This is a genomic window from Mycobacterium sp. HUMS_12744610, from assembly GCF_041206865.1.
Classification (GTDB): domain Bacteria; phylum Actinomycetota; class Actinomycetes; order Mycobacteriales; family Mycobacteriaceae; genus Mycobacterium; species Mycobacterium servetii.
In genome coordinates this window covers 3,661,595-3,677,092 of sequence record NZ_JBGEDP010000001.1, presented here as the reverse complement: position 1 = coordinate 3,677,092, position 15,498 = coordinate 3,661,595, and the positions used below count along the sequence as shown (strand labels likewise).

Annotated in this window: 13 protein-coding genes and 2 pseudogenes; 9 read left to right on the top strand and 6 right to left on the bottom strand. The window is 69.4% G+C overall.

Translation table 11 applies throughout. The annotated features are described in order from the left end of the window. Window positions 1–12 precede the first annotated feature (12 nt). Window positions 13–516, bottom strand: a pseudogene (locus AB8998_RS17635) (hypothetical protein); the annotation flags it as partial. A gap of 137 nt (window positions 517–653) precedes the next feature. Continuing rightward, a complete protein-coding gene (locus tag AB8998_RS17630; protein ID WP_369739053.1) occupies window positions 654–1,220 on the bottom strand; it encodes a class I SAM-dependent methyltransferase in 567 nt (188 codons plus the stop codon). Between the two features lie 34 nt (window positions 1,221–1,254). Here AB8998_RS17630 and AB8998_RS17625 point away from each other — a divergent pair, with 34 nt between their 5' ends. Continuing rightward, window positions 1,255–2,652 carry a DNA polymerase IV gene (locus AB8998_RS17625; protein ID WP_475582074.1) on the top strand — a complete coding sequence of 466 codons (1,398 nt, stop codon included), beginning with the start codon at window positions 1,255–1,257 and terminating at the stop codon, window positions 2,650–2,652. Here the strand turns inward: AB8998_RS17625 and AB8998_RS17620 are convergent. Beyond that, a complete protein-coding gene (locus AB8998_RS17620; RefSeq protein ID WP_369739052.1) occupies window positions 2,617–3,564 on the bottom strand; it encodes an asparaginase in 948 nt (315 codons plus the stop codon). The two genes, AB8998_RS17625 and AB8998_RS17620, sit on opposite strands and share 36 nt — an antisense overlap. A 41-nt stretch (window positions 3,565–3,605) precedes the next feature. Here AB8998_RS17620 and lspA point away from each other — a divergent pair, with 41 nt between their 5' ends. Together lspA and AB8998_RS17610 are read left to right on the top strand one after the other, a co-directional pair. Then, window positions 3,606–4,196, top strand: coding sequence for a signal peptidase II (lspA, locus tag AB8998_RS17615; protein ID WP_369739051.1), 591 nt, complete (start codon window positions 3,606–3,608; stop codon window positions 4,194–4,196). After that, window positions 4,193–5,119, top strand: coding sequence for an RluA family pseudouridine synthase (locus AB8998_RS17610; RefSeq protein ID WP_369739050.1), 927 nt, complete (start codon window positions 4,193–4,195; stop codon window positions 5,117–5,119). The genes lspA and AB8998_RS17610 overlap by 4 nt, the downstream gene beginning before the upstream one ends. Window position 5,120: 1 nt before the next feature. On the opposite strand, the gene AB8998_RS17605 is transcribed toward AB8998_RS17610, so the two are convergent. Both AB8998_RS17605 and AB8998_RS17600 read right to left on the bottom strand, forming a co-directional pair. Further along, a complete protein-coding gene (locus AB8998_RS17605) occupies window positions 5,121–5,879 on the bottom strand; it encodes a class I SAM-dependent methyltransferase (RefSeq protein WP_369739048.1) in 759 nt (252 codons plus the stop codon). A gap of 16 nt (window positions 5,880–5,895) precedes the next feature. Then, the gene (locus AB8998_RS17600) at window positions 5,896–6,402 is read right to left on the bottom strand and encodes a lysozyme inhibitor LprI family protein (RefSeq protein WP_369739047.1); all 507 of its coding nucleotides are present in this window, start codon (window positions 6,400–6,402) and stop codon (window positions 5,896–5,898) included. 238 nt (window positions 6,403–6,640) lie between these two features. On the opposite strand from AB8998_RS17600, the gene AB8998_RS17595 reads away from it, so the two are divergent. The 4 genes and pseudogenes from AB8998_RS17595 (at window position 6,641) to dnaE (ending at window position 12,683) form a co-directional block, all read left to right on the top strand. Next, the gene (locus tag AB8998_RS17595; RefSeq protein ID WP_369739045.1) at window positions 6,641–7,657 is read left to right on the top strand and encodes an SDR family NAD(P)-dependent oxidoreductase; all 1,017 of its coding nucleotides are present in this window, start codon (window positions 6,641–6,643) and stop codon (window positions 7,655–7,657) included. Between the two features lie 4 nt (window positions 7,658–7,661). Beyond that, complete coding sequence (locus tag AB8998_RS17590) at window positions 7,662–8,465, top strand: SDR family NAD(P)-dependent oxidoreductase (protein WP_369739044.1); 804 nt, start codon at window positions 7,662–7,664, stop codon at window positions 8,463–8,465. Between the two features lie 188 nt (window positions 8,466–8,653). Further along, a pseudogene (locus AB8998_RS17585) lies at window positions 8,654–9,083 on the top strand (type II toxin-antitoxin system Rv0910 family toxin). Between the two features lie 66 nt (window positions 9,084–9,149). Further along, the gene (dnaE, locus tag AB8998_RS17580) at window positions 9,150–12,683 is read left to right on the top strand and encodes a DNA polymerase III subunit alpha (RefSeq protein ID WP_369739042.1); all 3,534 of its coding nucleotides are present in this window, start codon (window positions 9,150–9,152) and stop codon (window positions 12,681–12,683) included. Between the two features lie 55 nt (window positions 12,684–12,738). Here the strand turns inward: dnaE and AB8998_RS17575 are convergent, their stop codons facing one another. Beyond that, a complete protein-coding gene (locus AB8998_RS17575) occupies window positions 12,739–12,876 on the bottom strand; it encodes a hypothetical protein (protein ID WP_369739040.1) in 138 nt (45 codons plus the stop codon). Window positions 12,877–12,954: 78 nt separating this feature from the next. On the opposite strand from AB8998_RS17575, the gene AB8998_RS17570 reads away from it, so the two are divergent. Further along, complete coding sequence (locus AB8998_RS17570; RefSeq protein WP_369739039.1) at window positions 12,955–13,431, top strand: VOC family protein; 477 nt, start codon at window positions 12,955–12,957, stop codon at window positions 13,429–13,431. A 100-nt stretch (window positions 13,432–13,531) separates the two neighbouring features. Beyond that, window positions 13,532–15,397, top strand: coding sequence for a lysophospholipid acyltransferase (locus tag AB8998_RS17565; protein ID WP_369739038.1), 1,866 nt, complete (start codon window positions 13,532–13,534; stop codon window positions 15,395–15,397). Window positions 15,398–15,498 lie beyond the last annotated feature (101 nt).

Genomic DNA, 15,498 nt, shown 5'->3' with positions numbered 1-15,498 from the left:
GCCTGCAATACGTCAATCTCGGCGATATCCGCGACGGTCGAGTGCCTCACTGACGCGGCCGATGATGTCCTCTTCGCTGTCCTCGGCTACCACCCGCACGACGATCCAGCCCAGTCGCTGCAGTTTCGCCTGACAGCGAATGTCTTTCACGTACTGCTTGCGGTTGGTCCGATGCTGATCGCCGTCGTACTCGGCGGCGACCTTGCGGTCCTTCCAGCCCATGTCGAGGAAGCGGATGGGTTGCCAGCCCTCGACGACCGGTATCTGTGTGACCGGCCGCGGAAAGCCCGCGTCGATCAACAACAGCCGCAGCCAGGTCTCCTTCGGGGACGCGGCGCCACCGTCGACGAGCGGCAGCACCGCGCGCAGCCGCCGCAGGCCCCGGGCTCCGGGGTAACGCCTGGCGAGCTCCAGCACACCCGCTGGGTCGAATGGTGTCGCGTACATGAGTGCGTCGAGCCGCGCCACCGCCTCCGCGCGCGGCAGATGCCGGCCCAGATCGAAGGCCGTGCGGGCCGGCCGCCACGGCCTGTCCGCCGAGAAAGACGTTCCTCACGCCCGCATGGTGACACCGGCCGCCGACAGCACGCGAAATCGACATTTGGCAGGAAAATCGCGAGAGCGGCCCTGCGCAACGTCGATCTCGGCGAAGGCTAGCCCTTGCGAGCGCGCCAGCGCAGCCGGCCGCCGCGAACCTCGACTTGGATGTCACGAAAACCGGCCGCGCGCAGGCGATCCGGCAGCGTCGAGGGCGAGACCGTGTTGCAGGTGTCGCGAATGTGCAGGAGCCGGAAGCGCAGCGAGGACACGCTGTCGCTGCCGGCGAACACACCACCGGGCCGCAGCACCCGGAAGGCCTCGGCGAACAACCGGTCCTGTAGTTCGGCGGTCGGCACGTGGTGCAGCATGGTGAACGACACCACCGAGCTGAACTCGCCGGCCGGCAATCCGGTGTTCGTGCCGTCGGCGTTGACGATGTGCGCCCGGTCTCCGTAAAGCCGTTGCAGGCGCTGCGCCATCGGCGGATCGATCTCGACCGCGGTGAGGCGCGGCGTCCTGTCGACGAGCAGCCGCAGGACGGCGCCGTAGCCCGGGCCGATCTCCAGCGTGTTGTCGCCCAGGTCCACGCCGCCGAGGACCCAGGGCAACAGGCGCGCCCGCACCGCACGACTCCAGCGGTCGGAGTTGCAGTACCACCGGTGGGCCAGGTTCATCGCCATACCGGACGAACCTAGACCAATAGCATCTGCAGGTGTGGAGTCCCGCTGGGTGCTGCACCTGGACATGGATGCGTTCTTCGCCTCCGTCGAACAACTCACCCGACCGACCCTGCGGGGACGGCCGGTGCTGGTCGGCGGCCTGGGCGGCCGGGGCGTGGTCGCGGGCGCCAGCTATGAGGCGCGGGTGTACGGCGCCCGGTCTGCCATGCCGATGCACCAGGCCCGCCGGCTGATCGGGGTCACCGCGGTGGTGCTGCCGCCGCGCGGCGTGGTGTACGGCGTGGCCAGTCGGCGGGTCTTCGACACCGTGCGCTCGGTGCTGCCGGTGGTCGAGCAGCTGTCCCACGACGAGGGCTTCGGGGAGCCGGTGCAGCTCGCCGGGGCCTCGGCCGCGGACGTCGAGACGTTCTGCGAGGACCTGCGCCGCCGGGTGCGCGAGGAAACCGGGCTGACGGCGTCGGTCGGCGCGGGCTCGGGCAAGCAGATCGCCAAGATCGCGTCCGGCCTGGCCAAGCCCGACGGAATCCGGGTGGTGCGCCGCGACGAGGAACGGTCGCTGCTCGGCGGATTGCCGGTGCGCCGGCTGTGGGGAATCGGCCCCGTCGCCGAGGAAAAGCTGCACCGCCTCGGCATCGCGACCATCGGGCAGCTGGCCGCGCTGACCGACGTCGAGGCGGCAAACATCCTGGGCGCGACGCTCGGGCCGGCGCTGCACCGGCTTGCCCTCGGCATCGACGACCGCCCCGTCGCCGAGCGCGCCGAAGCCAAGCAGATCAGCGCCGAGTCGACCTTCGCGGCCGACCTGACCAGCCTGGAGCGGTTGCTCGAGGCGATCGGACCGATCGCCGAGCATGCGCATCGACGGCTGCTGCGCGACGGCCGTGGCGCCCGCACCGTCACGGTCAAGCTGAAGAAATCCGACATGAGCACCCTGACCCGTTCGGCGACGCTGCCCTACGCCACCACCGAGGCCGGCGCGCTGGTCGCGACGGCCCGGCGGCTGCTGCTGGATCCCCGCGAGATCGGGCCGATTCGCCTTCTGGGCGTTGGCTTTTCGGGGCTGACTGAGGTGCGGCAGGAGTCGCTGTTCCCGGACTTGGAGCTGCCGGCGTCCCAGGTGGAATCCCCACCCGTCGAGACCACGACCGAGGCGATGTTCGCGGCCCAAGCGGAGACGTCGGCGTGGCGGATCGGAGACGACGTCGGCCACCGCGACCTCGGTCACGGCTGGGTGCAGGGCGCGGGCCACGGGGTCGTCACCGTGCGCTTCGAAACCCGTGCTTCCGGTCCGGGGCAGGCGCGCACGTTCCCCGCCGACACCGGCGACCTCGTCGGCGCCAACCCGGTCGACTCCCTGGCCTGGCCGGACTATGTCGTTCCGCTGCAAGCCGATTCGTCAGCCCCAGCGGGCGATGACCGCGGCGACCGGTAGTCCGGCGGCCAGCGCGGCCATCAGCAGCAGCCGGGCCTGGGAAGGCCGCAGGCGGGGCACCAGCACGGCGCCGGCCTCCACCAGTTCCTGGCCGGGGCCGTAGCCCGCCCTGACCCGCGCTCCGGGCACCCGGGTGGACACCGCGACCACCACGCCGTCGCGGCAGTGCCGGCGGACCCCGTCGATCACCGCCGCCCCGGCGTTGCCCGAACCCACCGCCTCGAGCACGACGGCCGCGGCGCCGGCGGCCGCGCACGCATCCAGCGCGACCGCGTCACTGCCGGGGTACACCGCGACGATGTCGACCCGGGGCGCCTCGGCCGCGTTCAGGTCGCCGACGTAGGGCCGGGTCTTGGTGCGGGTCAGCGTCACCTCGCCGTCGACGGTGCCGAGCAGTTCGCCGGTGAAGCCGCTCAGGTCCGAGGTGGTCACCTTGTAGAGGCCCAGCGGTTGCAGCACGCGGCCCGCGAAGCACACCACCACGCCGAGGCCGGCCGCCGCCGGGCTGGCCGCGACGGCCAGCGCGTCGCGCAGGTTGTCCGGACCGTCCGCGTCGGGGGCGTCGGCGCTGCGCATTGCGCCGGTCACCACCACCGGTGCGGCCCCCGCATAGGTCAGTTCCAGCCACAGCGCGGTCTCTTCGAGGGTGTCGGTGCCGTGCGTGACGACCACGCCGTCGGCGCCGCCGTCGACCGCCGCCCGAACCGCGGCGCCGATGCGGTCCCAATCGGGCGGGGTCAGCTGCGAGCTGTCCACGGCCAGGACGTCGACGACGTCGATGTCCTCGACGTCCTGGTCGACGTTCAGGCCCGACATCAGCTCCGCTCCGCTGCGGGTGGGCCGGCGCACCCCGTCGGCGCCGGTACTGGTCGCGATCGTGCCTCCGGTGGTGATGACGGTGAGCCGGGCCATGGGGGGATCATCCCGCAATGGCTTTAGGGGATGATGGGGGAGTGTCTGAGGAACCCAGTGGATCGGCGGAGTCGGTGACGGCGGCCGCGGAATCCGGGGAACCGGAAGGCTCTGGCCCGCGGAGCCCGGCGAACCCGCCCCGGCGGCTGCGCCTGTTGCTGTCGGTCGCCGCGGTCGTGCTGACCTTGGACGTCGTGACCAAGGTGCTCGCCGTCAAGCTGCTGCCGCCGGGCCAGCCGGTTTCCATCATCGGTGACACGGTGACCTGGACCTTGGTGCGCAATTCGGGGGCCGCGTTCTCGATGGCGACCGGGTACACCTGGATGCTGACGCTGATCGCTACCTGTGTGGTGGTCGGCATCTTCTGGATGGGGCGGCGGCTGGTGTCGCCGTGGTGGGCGGTGGGCCTCGGCATGATCCTGGGCGGCGCGACGGGCAACCTGGTCGACCGGTTCTTCCGGTCGCCCGGCCCGCTGCGGGGACACGTCGTGGACTTCCTGTCGGTCGGGTGGTGGCCGGTGTTCAACGTCGCCGACCCGGCTGTGGTCGGCGGGGCCATCCTGCTGGTGGTGCTGTCGGTGTTCGGCTACGACTTCGACACTGCGGGCCGGCGCAAGGCCGGCCGGCGTTGACCGAGCGCTCGATGCCCGTCCCGGAGGGCCTGGCGGGCATGCGTGTCGACGCCGGACTGGCGCGCCTGCTGGGGTTGTCGCGCAGCGCCGCGGCGGCCATCGCCGAAGAGGGGGGTGTCGAACTGGACGGCGCGCCGGCCGGGAAGTCCGACCGGCTCACACCCGGCGCCTGGCTGCAGGTGCGGATACCCGAAGCGCCGCCGCCGCTGGAGAACACGCCCGTCGACATCGAGGGGATGACGATCCTGTACTCCGACGAGGACATCGTCGTGGTCGACAAGCCGGCGGCGGTGGCCGCGCACGCGTCCGTCGGCTGGAGCGGGCCCACGGTGTTGGGGGGCCTGGCCGCCGCGGGCTATCGGATCACCACGTCGGGAGTGCCCGAACGGCAGGGGATCGTGCATCGCCTCGACGTCGGCACCTCCGGGGTGATGGTGGTGGCGTTGTCCGAGCGCGCCTACACCGCGCTCAAACGGGCCTTCAAGCAGCGCACCGTCGACAAGCGTTACCACGCGCTGGTGCAAGGGCATCCGGATCCGTCCAGTGGGACGATCGACGCCCCGATCGGACGCCACCGTGGCCCCGAGTGGAAGTTCGCGGTCACCAAGGACGGCAGGCACAGCCTCACCCACTACGACACGTGCGAGGCCTTCATCGCCGCCAGCCTGCTCAACGTGCACCTGGAAACCGGCCGCACGCACCAGATCCGGGTGCATTTCGCCGCGCTGCACCACCCGTGCTGCGGGGACCTCACCTACGGGGCCGATCCGGTGCTGGCGAAAAGGCTTGGCCTGGAACGACAATGGCTGCACGCGCGGTCCCTGTCGTTCGTCCATCCGGCCGACGGCCGGCGGGTCGAGTTCGTCAGCCCCTACCCGCCCGACCTGCAGCACGCCCTGGACGTGCTGCGGGCCGAAGGGTGAATCACGCGGGCTTGCGCGCCTCGGCGAGGACCCGCGCGGAGTGGGCGACGAAGGAGCCCTCGGCCTGAATGCGCTCGTGGAGTTCGGCCAGCCGCTCGCGGTAGCGCTGGACCGTGAAGTCCGGCACCGTCCAGATCACCTTGCGCAGGAAATAGATGACGGCCCCGATGTCGAAGAACTCGGCGCGCATCCGCTCCATCCGCATCTCCACCACCTGCAACCCGGCGGCTTGGGCCTGCGCGGCTTGGTGGTCCGGACTCAGCTCGGCCCATTTCTCCGGCTGCGGCCCGATGAAGTATTCGACGAGCTCCGCCATGGTCGCCGGGCCGATCTGTTGCGCCAGGTAGGTGCCGCCCGGGCGCAGCACCCGCGCGATCTCGGGCCACCGCACGGTGATGGCATGCCGGCTGGTCACCAGGTCGAACGCTTCATCGGCGAACGGCAACTCGGCCTCGTCCTTTGTCTTCACGACCACCACGCCGCGCGGATGCAACAGCTTGGTGGCCAGGGCCGCGTTGGGCGGCCACGACTCCGTGGCGACCATCGCGGGCGGGAACTTCTCGGCGCCGGCGAGCACCTCGCCGCCCCCGGTGTCGAGGTCGCAGGCGGCCGTCGCGTCCGCCAACCGCCGGCTCATCAGCCGTTGGTAACCCCAGGACGGGCGCTCCTCGGTCGCCCGTCCGTCGAGCCAGGAGAAATCCCAACCGTCCACCGAGACCTGCTCGGCTTCGGCAACCACATCCTCGAAGGTGCGAGTCATGCGGGCGCGGCCCGGCTCACTCGGGGCGGCAGATGAACGTCGCGCCGTTGAAAACCAGCTTGGGCTCGCCCCGGTGCTCGGCGCTGTCCGAGCCGCGGTAGCCGGACCGTTGCAGGAACAGAACCTGGTGGTCACCCTTCCAGTTGAGCACCGCGCTCGGCGGGGCCAGCTGGCGGTAGAACTGCGAGGTGAGCTGGCCGAAGCCCGCGGGTTGATAAGCGGCGAGCACGCAGCGGCGGACCTCGGTGTTGTAGGCGCAGCCGTCGCGGGCGGCCTTCCAGTCCTTCCGCGCCGACATCAGGGCCGCACGGTCGGCGCCGGGCCGTGCCAGCGCCTTGTGATAGGCGGTCTTGGTCCGGTGGTTGAGCTCGCTCAGATGCGGGTCGGCGCAGATCAACCGTTTGACCGCGTTGACCGGCGCGGCGCAGTCGGCGCCCGCGGTGGTGCCGGCCGCTGGATGGGCTGCGGCCAACCCGCAGACGCTCAAGACCAGGGCCGCGACGGTGGCGGGCAGCAGTCTCATACCTGCCAAGTATGACTCGTTCGACGGGTGTCGTATGCGCTACACCGCGTTGTCCACAGGTTGTTCGCAGCGTGTGCTCAGATCTTTGCCCGGCTGTTATCTTGCGGGCGGCCTCGAGAGTCCCCGGGCGTAGACGACGGGAATCTGTCGCTATCCACAGCCATTCGCCGACCGATGTCCTAGGTTTGCGCTATGACCCGCGTCACACCATCCACCCTGTCCTCAGGAGCGACCGCTGATGAACCTCGGTGACCTCACCAACCTGGTCGAGAAACCGCTGGCCGCTGTGTCCAATCTGGTGAACACTCCCAACTCGGCCGGGCGCTACCGGCCGTTCTACTGGCGCAACGTGCTCGACGCGGTGCAGGGGCGCACCCTCGAGGACGCCGTCGAGGGCAAGGTGGTGCTCATCACCGGCGGGTCCTCGGGCATCGGGGAGGCGGCCGCGAAGAAGATCGCGGAGGCGGGTGGCACCGTGGTGCTGGTCGCCCGCACCCTCGAAAAGCTCGAGAAGGTCGCGGACGAGATCCGCGGCAAAGGCGGAACCGCCCATGTCTATCCGTGCGACCTGTCGGACACCGACGCCATCGCCGCGATGGCCGACCAGGTGCTCGCCGACCTGGGCGGCGTCGACATCCTGATCAACAACGCCGGGCGCTCGATCCGGCGCTCGCTGGAACTGTCCTACGACCGGATTCACGACTACCAGCGGACCATGCAGCTGAACTACCTCGGCGCCGTGCAGCTCATCCTCAAGTTCATCCCCGGGATGCGGGAACGCGGCTCGGGTCAGATCATCAACGTCTCGTCGGTCGGGGTGCAGACCCGCGCGCCGCGCTTCGGCGCCTACATTGCCAGCAAGGCCGCGCTGGACAGCCTGTGCGACTCGCTGCAGGCCGAGACGGTCAACGACGGCGTCCGGTTCACCACGGTGCACATGGCGCTGGTGCGCACCCCGATGATCAGTCCCACCACGATGTACGAGAAGTTCCCGGCGCTGACGCCCGAACAGGCCGCCGGTGTGATCGCCGACGCCATCGTGCACCGGCCGCGGCGCGCGAGCTCGCCCTTCGGGCAGTTCGCCGCCGTCGCCGACGCCGTGAACCCGGCGGTCATGGACATGGTGCGCAACCGCGCCTTCGGGATGTTCAGCGACTCCGAGGCCGCCAAGGGTCGCGAATCCGCTTCCGATGCAGCCGAACTGGACAAACGCAGCGAGACGTTTGTGCGCGCGACCCGCGGGATACATTGGTGACACCATGAGCCTTCCGAAACCCGACAACCGCGCCACCGTCGTGATCACCGGCGCCTCCTCCGGCATCGGCGCCGAACTGGCGCGGGGACTGGGGCGGCGCGGCTTCCCGCTGCTGCTGGTCGCGCGCCGGCGCGAGCGCCTCGACGAACTGGCCGACGAGATCGGTGCGGACTACTCGGTCGGGGTGGAGGTTCTGCCTCTCGATCTGTCCGCACCGCGATCGCGCGGCGAGTTGGCGGGTCGGCTGCGCGGCGAACCGATCGCCGGGTTGTGCAACAGCGCCGGTTTCGGCACCAGCGGGCTGTTCCACACGCTGCCGCTCGAACGCGAAAGCGAAGAAGTCACCCTCAACTCGCTGGTGTTGATGGAACTCACCCACGCCGCCCTGGCCGGCATGGTCGAGCGCGGTGTCGGCGCGGTGCTGAACATCGCGTCGATCGCCGGGTTCCAGCCGATGCCCTACATGGCGGTCTATTCGGCCACCAAGGCTTTCGTGCAGACGTTCTCCGAGGCCGTCCACGAAGAACTGCACGGGACGGGCGTGTCGGTCACCTGTCTGTGTCCCGGACCGGTGCCCACCGAGTGGGCCGAGATCGCCAGTGCCGAGCGCTTCAGCATCCCGGTGGCGCAGGTCTCCCCGCGTGACGTCGCCGAGGCCGCGATCGAGGGGATGCTCGCCGGCAAGCGCAGCGTGGTGCCGGGAGTGGTGCCCAAGGCGGTCAGCATGAGCGGCAGGTTCGCGCCACGCAGCGTGCTGCTGCCCGCCCTGCGGATCGGTCAGCGCCTGCGCGGCGGGCCGGACCGCTAAGCGCCCGAGGCGATCCCGGGCCGCCGCCGTCGGAGCATCGCAGGCCACTACCGTCTCGTCGGTCGCAGTCGTCACACCAGCCTCTGCGCCGGACGGCTCGCTCTTCGCCCGCCTTGTAGCGACAAATCGCGTGTGTCGCGACACGAGCTCCACGCGGCCCGCGCCGGCGCCGGGGCTAGGCTCACGCCATGGCCGCGCTGGACATGACCGCCGACATGCCGATGAGTCCCCACGACATGTGGGACCGGGTATCGGACCTCTCGGAGCTCGGTGAGTGGCTGGTCATGCACGAGGGGTGGCGCAGCGAGTTGCCCGACGAGATCACCGAGGGCACCGAGATCGTCGGCGTGGCACGGGCCAAGGGCATGCGCAACCGCGTCACCTGGACGGTGACCACGTGGAACCCGCCGCACGAGGTCGCGATGTCGGGGGCCGGCAAGGGCGGCGCCAGGTACGGCGTGACGCTCACAGTGCGGCCCACCGCCGCTGGGTCGACCCTCGGCCTGCGTCTCGAGCTGGGCGGACGTCCCCTGTTCGGCCCGGTGGGCTCGGCCGGCCCGTGCCGTCAAAGGCGACGTGCAGAAGTCGCTCGAGCGCTTCGTGGAGCTTTACGGGTAGGCCCGCAAGACACACTTCGCGACACGCCCGAACGTCGTCGGTCCTCGGTCATAGACTGGCCTCCCTATGAACCAGTCCTCTTTCGTGCACCTGCATAACCACACCGAGTACTCGATGCTGGACGGTGCCGCGAAGATCACGCCGATGCTCGCCGAGGTGGAGCGGCTGGGGATGCCCGCGGTCGGGATGACCGACCACGGAAACATGTTCGGCGCCAGCGAGTTCTACAACGCGGCCGCCAAAGCCGGGATCAAGCCGATCATCGGCGTCGAGGCCTACATCGCTCCGGCTTCCCGCTTCGACACCCGGCGGATCCTGTGGGGGGACCCCGGCCAGAAGTCCGACGACGTCTCGGGTAGCGGCTCCTACACCCACCTGACGATGCTCGCCGAGAACGCCACCGGCCTGCGCAACCTGTTCAAGCTGTCCTCGCTGGCGTCCTTCGAGGGACAGCTCGGCAAGTGGTCCCGGATGGACGCCGAGCTCATCGCCGAACACGCCGAGGGCATCATCGCCACCACCGGGTGCCCCTCGGGGGAGGTGCAGACGCGCCTTCGCCTGGGCCACGACCGCGAGGCGCTGGAATCGGCCGCCAAGTGGCGCGAGATCTTCGGGGCCGACAACTACTTTCTGGAGCTGATGGACCACGGGCTGTCCATCGAGCAGCGGGTCCGCGAGGGTCTGCTAGAGATCGGGCGCAAGCTGGGCATCCCGCCGCTGGCCACCAACGACTGCCACTACGTCACACGCGACGCCGCGCACAACCACGAGGCGCTGCTGTGCGTGCAGACCGGCAAGACGCTCTCGGACCCCAACCGGTTCAAGTTCGATGGCGACGGCTACTACCTGAAGTCGGCCGCCGAGATGCGCCAGCTGTGGGACGACGAGATTCCCGGCGCGTGCGACTCGACCCTGCTGATCGCCGAACGTGTGCAGCCCTACGACGACGTGTGGGAGCCGCGGGACCGGATGCCGATCTTCCCGGTGCCCGAAGGACACGACCAGGCGACCTGGCTGCACCACGAGGTGATGGCCGGACTGCGCCGGCGTTTCCCGTCCGGCGTCGGGCAGGACTACATCGACCGGGCCGAGTACGAGATCAAGGTCATCTGCGACAAGGGCTTCCCGTCGTACTTCCTGATCGTCGCCGACCTGATCAACTACGCGCGCTCGGTCGACATCCGGGTGGGGCCGGGGCGCGGTTCGGCGGCCGGCTCGCTGGTCGCCTATGCGATGGGCATCACCAACATCGACCCGATTCCCCACGGGCTGCTGTTCGAGCGGTTCCTCAACCCGGAACGCCCGTCGGCACCCGACATCGACATCGACTTCGACGACCGCCGCCGCGGGGAGATGGTGCGCTACGCGGCCGACAAGTGGGGCCAGGACCGAGTGGCCCAGGTCATCACCTTCGGCACCATCAAAACCAAAGCGGCACTCAAGGATTCGGCGCGGATCCACTATGGTCAGCCCGGCTTCGCCATCGCCGACCGGATCACCAAGGCGTTGCCGCCGCCGATCATGGCCAAGGACATCCCGCTCTCGGGCATCACCGATCCGGCCCACGAGCGGTACAAGGAGGCCGCCGAGGTCCGGGGCCTGATCGAAACCGACCCCGACGTGCGCACCATCTACCAGACCGCGCGCGGCCTGGAGGGCCTGATCCGCAACGCCGGTGTGCACGCCTGCGCGGTGATCATGAGCAGCGAGCCGCTCACCGAGGCCATCCCGCTGTGGAAGCGGCCGCAGGACGGCGCGATCATCACCGGCTGGGACTACCCGTCCTGCGAGGCCATCGGCCTGCTGAAGATGGACTTCCTGGGCCTGCGCAACCTGACGATCATCGGCGACGCGATCGAGAACATCAAGGCCAACAGGGGCATCGATTTCGACCTGGAGTCGGTGCCGCTGGACGACAAGCCCACCTACGAGCTACTGGGCCGCGGCGACACCCTCGGGGTTTTCCAGCTCGACGGCGGGCCGATGCGCGACCTGCTGCGCCGCATGCAACCCACCGAGTTCAACGACATCGTCGCCGTGCTCGCGCTCTACCGCCCGGGCCCGATGGGCATGAACGCCCACAACGACTACGCCGACCGCAAGAACGGCCGTCAGCCGATCAAGCCGATCCATCCCGAACTCGAGGAACCGCTGCGCGAGATCCTCTCCGAGACCTACGGCCTGATCGTCTACCAAGAGCAGATCATGTTCATCGCGCAGAAGGTGGCCTCCTACACGATGGGCAAGGCCGACGCGCTGCGCAAGGCGATGGGCAAAAAGAAGCTCGAGGTGCTCGAGGCCGAATACAAGGGCTTCTACGAGGGTATGACCACCAACGGCTTCTCGGAGAAGGCCGTGAAGGCGTTGTGGGACACCATCCTTCCGTTCGCCGGGTATGCGTTCAACAAGTCGCACGCCGCCGGCTACGGGCTGGTGTCGTACTGGACCGCCTACCTGAAGGCCAACTACCCGGCCGAATACATGGCCGGGCTGCTCACCTCGGTGGGCGATGACAAGGACAAGGCCGCGGTGTACCTGGCTGACTGCCGCAAGCTGGGTATCACCGTGTTGCCGCCGGACGTCAACGAATCCCTGGTGAACTTCGCCTCGGTCGGCAAAGACATCCGCTTCGGCCTGGGCGCGGTGCGCAACGTCGGCGCCAACGTGGTCGGTTCGCTGATCAAGACCCGCAACGAGAAGGGGAAGTTTACCGACTTCTCGGACTACCTGAACAAGATCGACATCGCGGCCTGCAACAAGAAGGTCACCGAGTCGCTGATCAAGGCGGGCGCGTTCGACTCACTGAACCATGCCCGCAAGGGCCTGTTCCTGGTGCACACCGACGCCGTCGACTCGGTGCTGGGCACCAAGAAGGCCGAGGCCATGGGCCAGTTCGACCTGTTCGGCGGCAGCGACTCCGGCGCCGACGCGGTATTCACCATCAAGGTGCCCGAGGACGAGTGGGAGGACAAGCACAAGCTGGCCCTGGAACGCGAGATGTTGGGCCTGTACGTGTCCGGGCATCCGCTCAACGGGGTGGCCCACCTGCTGGCCGCGCAGGTCGACACCCAGATCCCGGCGATCCTGGACGGTGACGTGCCCAACGAGACCCAGGTGCGCGTCGGGGGCATCCTGGCGTCGGTGAACCGACGCGTCAACAAGAACGGGATGCCTTGGGCGTCAGCGCAACTGGAGGACCTCACCGGCGGCATCGAGGTGATGTTCTTCCCGCACGCCTACTCCGCCTACGGCGCCGACATCGCCGACGACGCGGTGGTGCTGGTCAACGCGAAGGTGGCCATCCGCGACGATCGGATCGCCCTGATCGCCAACGAGCTGGTGGTGCCCGACTTCTCCAACGCCCAGGCGGACCGGCCGCTGTCGGTCAGCCTGCCCACCCGCCAGTGCACCGTCGACAAGGTCAGCGCGCTCAAGCAGGTGCTGGCGCGCCATCCCGGAACCTCACAGGTGCACCTGCGGCTCATCAGCGGTGACCGCATCACCACGCTCGAGCTGGACCAGTCGCTGCGGGTGACGCCGTCGCCGGCGTTGATGGGCGACCTCAAGGAGTTGCTCGGCCCCGGCTGCCTGGGCGCCTGAGCGGCCCGCCCGGGGGGTCATGCCGCGGCCGGATGCTTTTGCGCCACAACGTCGTTCATGACGAAGTCGACGCGGCTGTCACGTCGATGTCGGCGAAGGGATCCCCGGGCATGGCGACCAGCACGTGTCGGGGCGCCGCCCGCTCGGAGATTCCGTCCCGCACGTCGGCACCGGTGATCAGCGCCGTCGCCATCGTCGCATGGTATTCGTGGGCGCTCGCCGGTCGATCGGATGCATATCATGTTGCGCACCGACCGCGCGAGGAGAACCCATGAGCCAACCGCCCCCCATCGCCGTGCAGAACTTCTCCCACGTCTGCGTGGGTGTCTCCGACGTCGAGGCCTCCATGGCGTTCTACACCGCCGTGCTGGGCATGGACGTCGTGTTCGACGTCGCGCTCGAAGGGGCCGCTCTGGACGCGGTGACCGGCGGGGCCGCGCAGCGGGGCCGCATGGTCGGCGGCCTGATCGGTGGGGCGATGGTCGAGCTGTTGTCCCTGGGCGCCGTGCCGGACACACCCAGCGGCCCGCACCTGGGCTACACCAACATGTCGTTCCGGGTCGAGAACCTCGACGCCGCCTATGAATCCGTCCGGCGCGACCACCCCGAGGTCCGGGCGGACTCGCCCGTCGACATCGGGGGAGTGCGGATGTTCTTCGTCTACGACCCCGACGACACCCCCATCGAGCTGCTGGAGCTGCCCGCCGGGGTGACCTCCACGCTGCAGCTGTGGCGTCCCGGCGGCTGACCCCGACCGCCTTCGGGAAATCTCGTGATGTGTTCCCCGGCGCCGATCGCCGACGTACGCTCACCGTTGTGACGACGGCGATGACGATCCGGGAGCGGCGGTGACCGCGCGCGAACTCGGCCGCGTGGGCGTGCGAAAGGTGCTGCAGCGCAACGGCATCAAAGGCGAATCGAGCGTCCCGCTGGCCACCGACCCGACGGAGGTGAGCCAGCTGCTGCGGGCGCGCTGGTACGACGAGAGGCTGAGCGCGCTGGCGGCCGAACTCGGGCGCGATCCCGGCGCCGTGCGCGCCGAGGCCGCCGGTTACCTGCGGGAGATGGCGGCCTCCCTGGACGAACGCGCTGTGCAGGCCTGGCGCGGGTTCAGCCGCTGGCTGATGCGCGCCTACGACGTGCTGGTCGACGAGGACGAGATCGACCAGTTGCGCAAGCTGGACCGCAAGGCAACGCTGGCGTTCGCCTTCTCGCATCGCTCCTACCTGGACGGCATGCTGCTGCCCGAGGTGATCATGGCCAATCGGCTGTCCCCGGCGCTGACGTTCGGCGGGGCCAACCTGAACTTCTTCCCGATGGGTGCGTGGGCCAAGCGCACCGGCGCGATCTTCATTCGCCGCCAGACCAAGGACATTCCGGTCTACCGGTTCGCGCTGCGCGCCTACGCCGCGCAGCTCGTGCAGAACCACGCCAACCTGACCTGGTCGATCGAGGGGGGCCGCACCAGGACCGGCAAGCTGCGCCCGCCGGTGTTCGGGATCCTGCGCTACATAGCCGACGCCGTCGACGAAATCGACGGCCCCGAGGTGTATCTGGTGCCGACCTCGATCGTGTACGACCAGTTGCACGAGGTGGAGGCGATGACCACCGAGGCCTACGGGGCCGCCAAACGTCCCGAGGACCTCCGCTTTCTGGTCCGGCTCGCGCGCCAGCAGGGCCATCGGCTGGGCCGGGCCTACCTGGACTTCGGCGAGCCGCTGCCGCTGCGCAAGCGGCTCGAGGAGTTGCGCGGCGACGAGTCGGGCACCGGGACCGAGATCGAACGCATCGCCCTGGACGCGGAACACCGCATCAACCGGGCGACCCCGGTGACTCCGACCGCGGTAGTCAGCCTCGCGCTGCTCGGGGCGGACCGCTCGCTGTCGATCAGCGAGGTGCTGGCCACCGTGCAGCCGCTGGCGAACTACATCGCCGCGCGCAACTGGGCGGTGGCCGGCGCGGCGGACCTGAACAACCGCTCGACAATCCGGTGGACCCTGCACCAGCTCGTCGCCTCCGGAGTCGTCAGCGTCTACGACGCCGGCACCGAGGCGGTCTGGGGCATCGGCGCCGAACAGCACCTGGTGGCGGCGTTCTACCGCAACACCGCCATCCACATCCTGGTCGACCGGGCCATCGCGGAGATGGCGCTGGTCGCGGCCTGCGAGGGCGGTGAGTCGGTCGCGCCGGCTACCGTGCGCGACGAGGCGTTGCGCCTGCGCGAACTGCTCAAGTTCGAGTTCCTGTTCTCCGGGCGCACGCAGTTCGAGAGGGAGTTGGTCGACGAGATCCGCCTGCTGGCCCCCGTGGACACGACCCAGACCTATTGCGCCGCCGACGTGCGGCGGCTGCTGGAGTCGGCCGACGTGCTCTTGGCGCATCTGGTGTTGCGCCCGTTCCTGGACGCCTACCACATCGTGGCCGAGCGGCTGGCCGCCTACGAGGACGAATCCTTCGACGAGGAAACCTTTCTCGCGGAGTGCCTGGAGGTGGGCAAGCAGTGGGAGCTGCAGCGCCGCATCGCCAGCGCCGAGTCGAGGTCGATGGAGCTGTTCAAGACCGGGTTGCGCCTGGCCCGGCACCGCGAGCTGATCGACGGCTCGGGGGACTCCGACGGAGCCGACCTGGCCAAGCGCCGTCAGCAGTTCGCCGACGAGATCGCCACGGCGACAAGGCGAGTCAACGAGATCGCGGAACTGGCGCGGACGCGGTAACCGGCGCTTCGCCGCGCGGAAGGCATCCGGGCGGCCCGGCAGGTTGATCGCAGCTTTCGTGCTGTGCCACGCGGCGTAACGCCTGTAGGCGGCTGTCGAGT

Coding starts and splice junctions, on each gene's coding strand:
- AB8998_RS17570 (WP_369739039.1), top strand. CDS start 12,955: ATGAGCCAACCGCCCCCCATCGCCGTGCAGAACTTCTCCCACGTCTGC.
- AB8998_RS17605 (WP_369739048.1), bottom strand. CDS start 5,879: ATGACTCGCACCTTCGAGGATGTGGTTGCCGAAGCCGAGCAGGTCTCG.
- AB8998_RS17595 (WP_369739045.1), top strand. CDS start 6,641: ATGAACCTCGGTGACCTCACCAACCTGGTCGAGAAACCGCTGGCCGCT.
- AB8998_RS17630 (WP_369739053.1), bottom strand. CDS start 1,220: ATGGCGATGAACCTGGCCCACCGGTGGTACTGCAACTCCGACCGCTGG.
- AB8998_RS17590 (WP_369739044.1), top strand. CDS start 7,662: ATGAGCCTTCCGAAACCCGACAACCGCGCCACCGTCGTGATCACCGGC.
- AB8998_RS17575 (WP_369739040.1), bottom strand. CDS start 12,876: ATGGCGACGGCGCTGATCACCGGTGCCGACGTGCGGGACGGAATCTCC.
- AB8998_RS17600 (WP_369739047.1), bottom strand. CDS start 6,402: ATGAGACTGCTGCCCGCCACCGTCGCGGCCCTGGTCTTGAGCGTCTGC.
- dnaE (WP_369739042.1), top strand. CDS start 9,150: ATGAACCAGTCCTCTTTCGTGCACCTGCATAACCACACCGAGTACTCG.
- AB8998_RS17620 (WP_369739052.1), bottom strand. CDS start 3,564: ATGGCCCGGCTCACCGTCATCACCACCGGAGGCACGATCGCGACCAGT.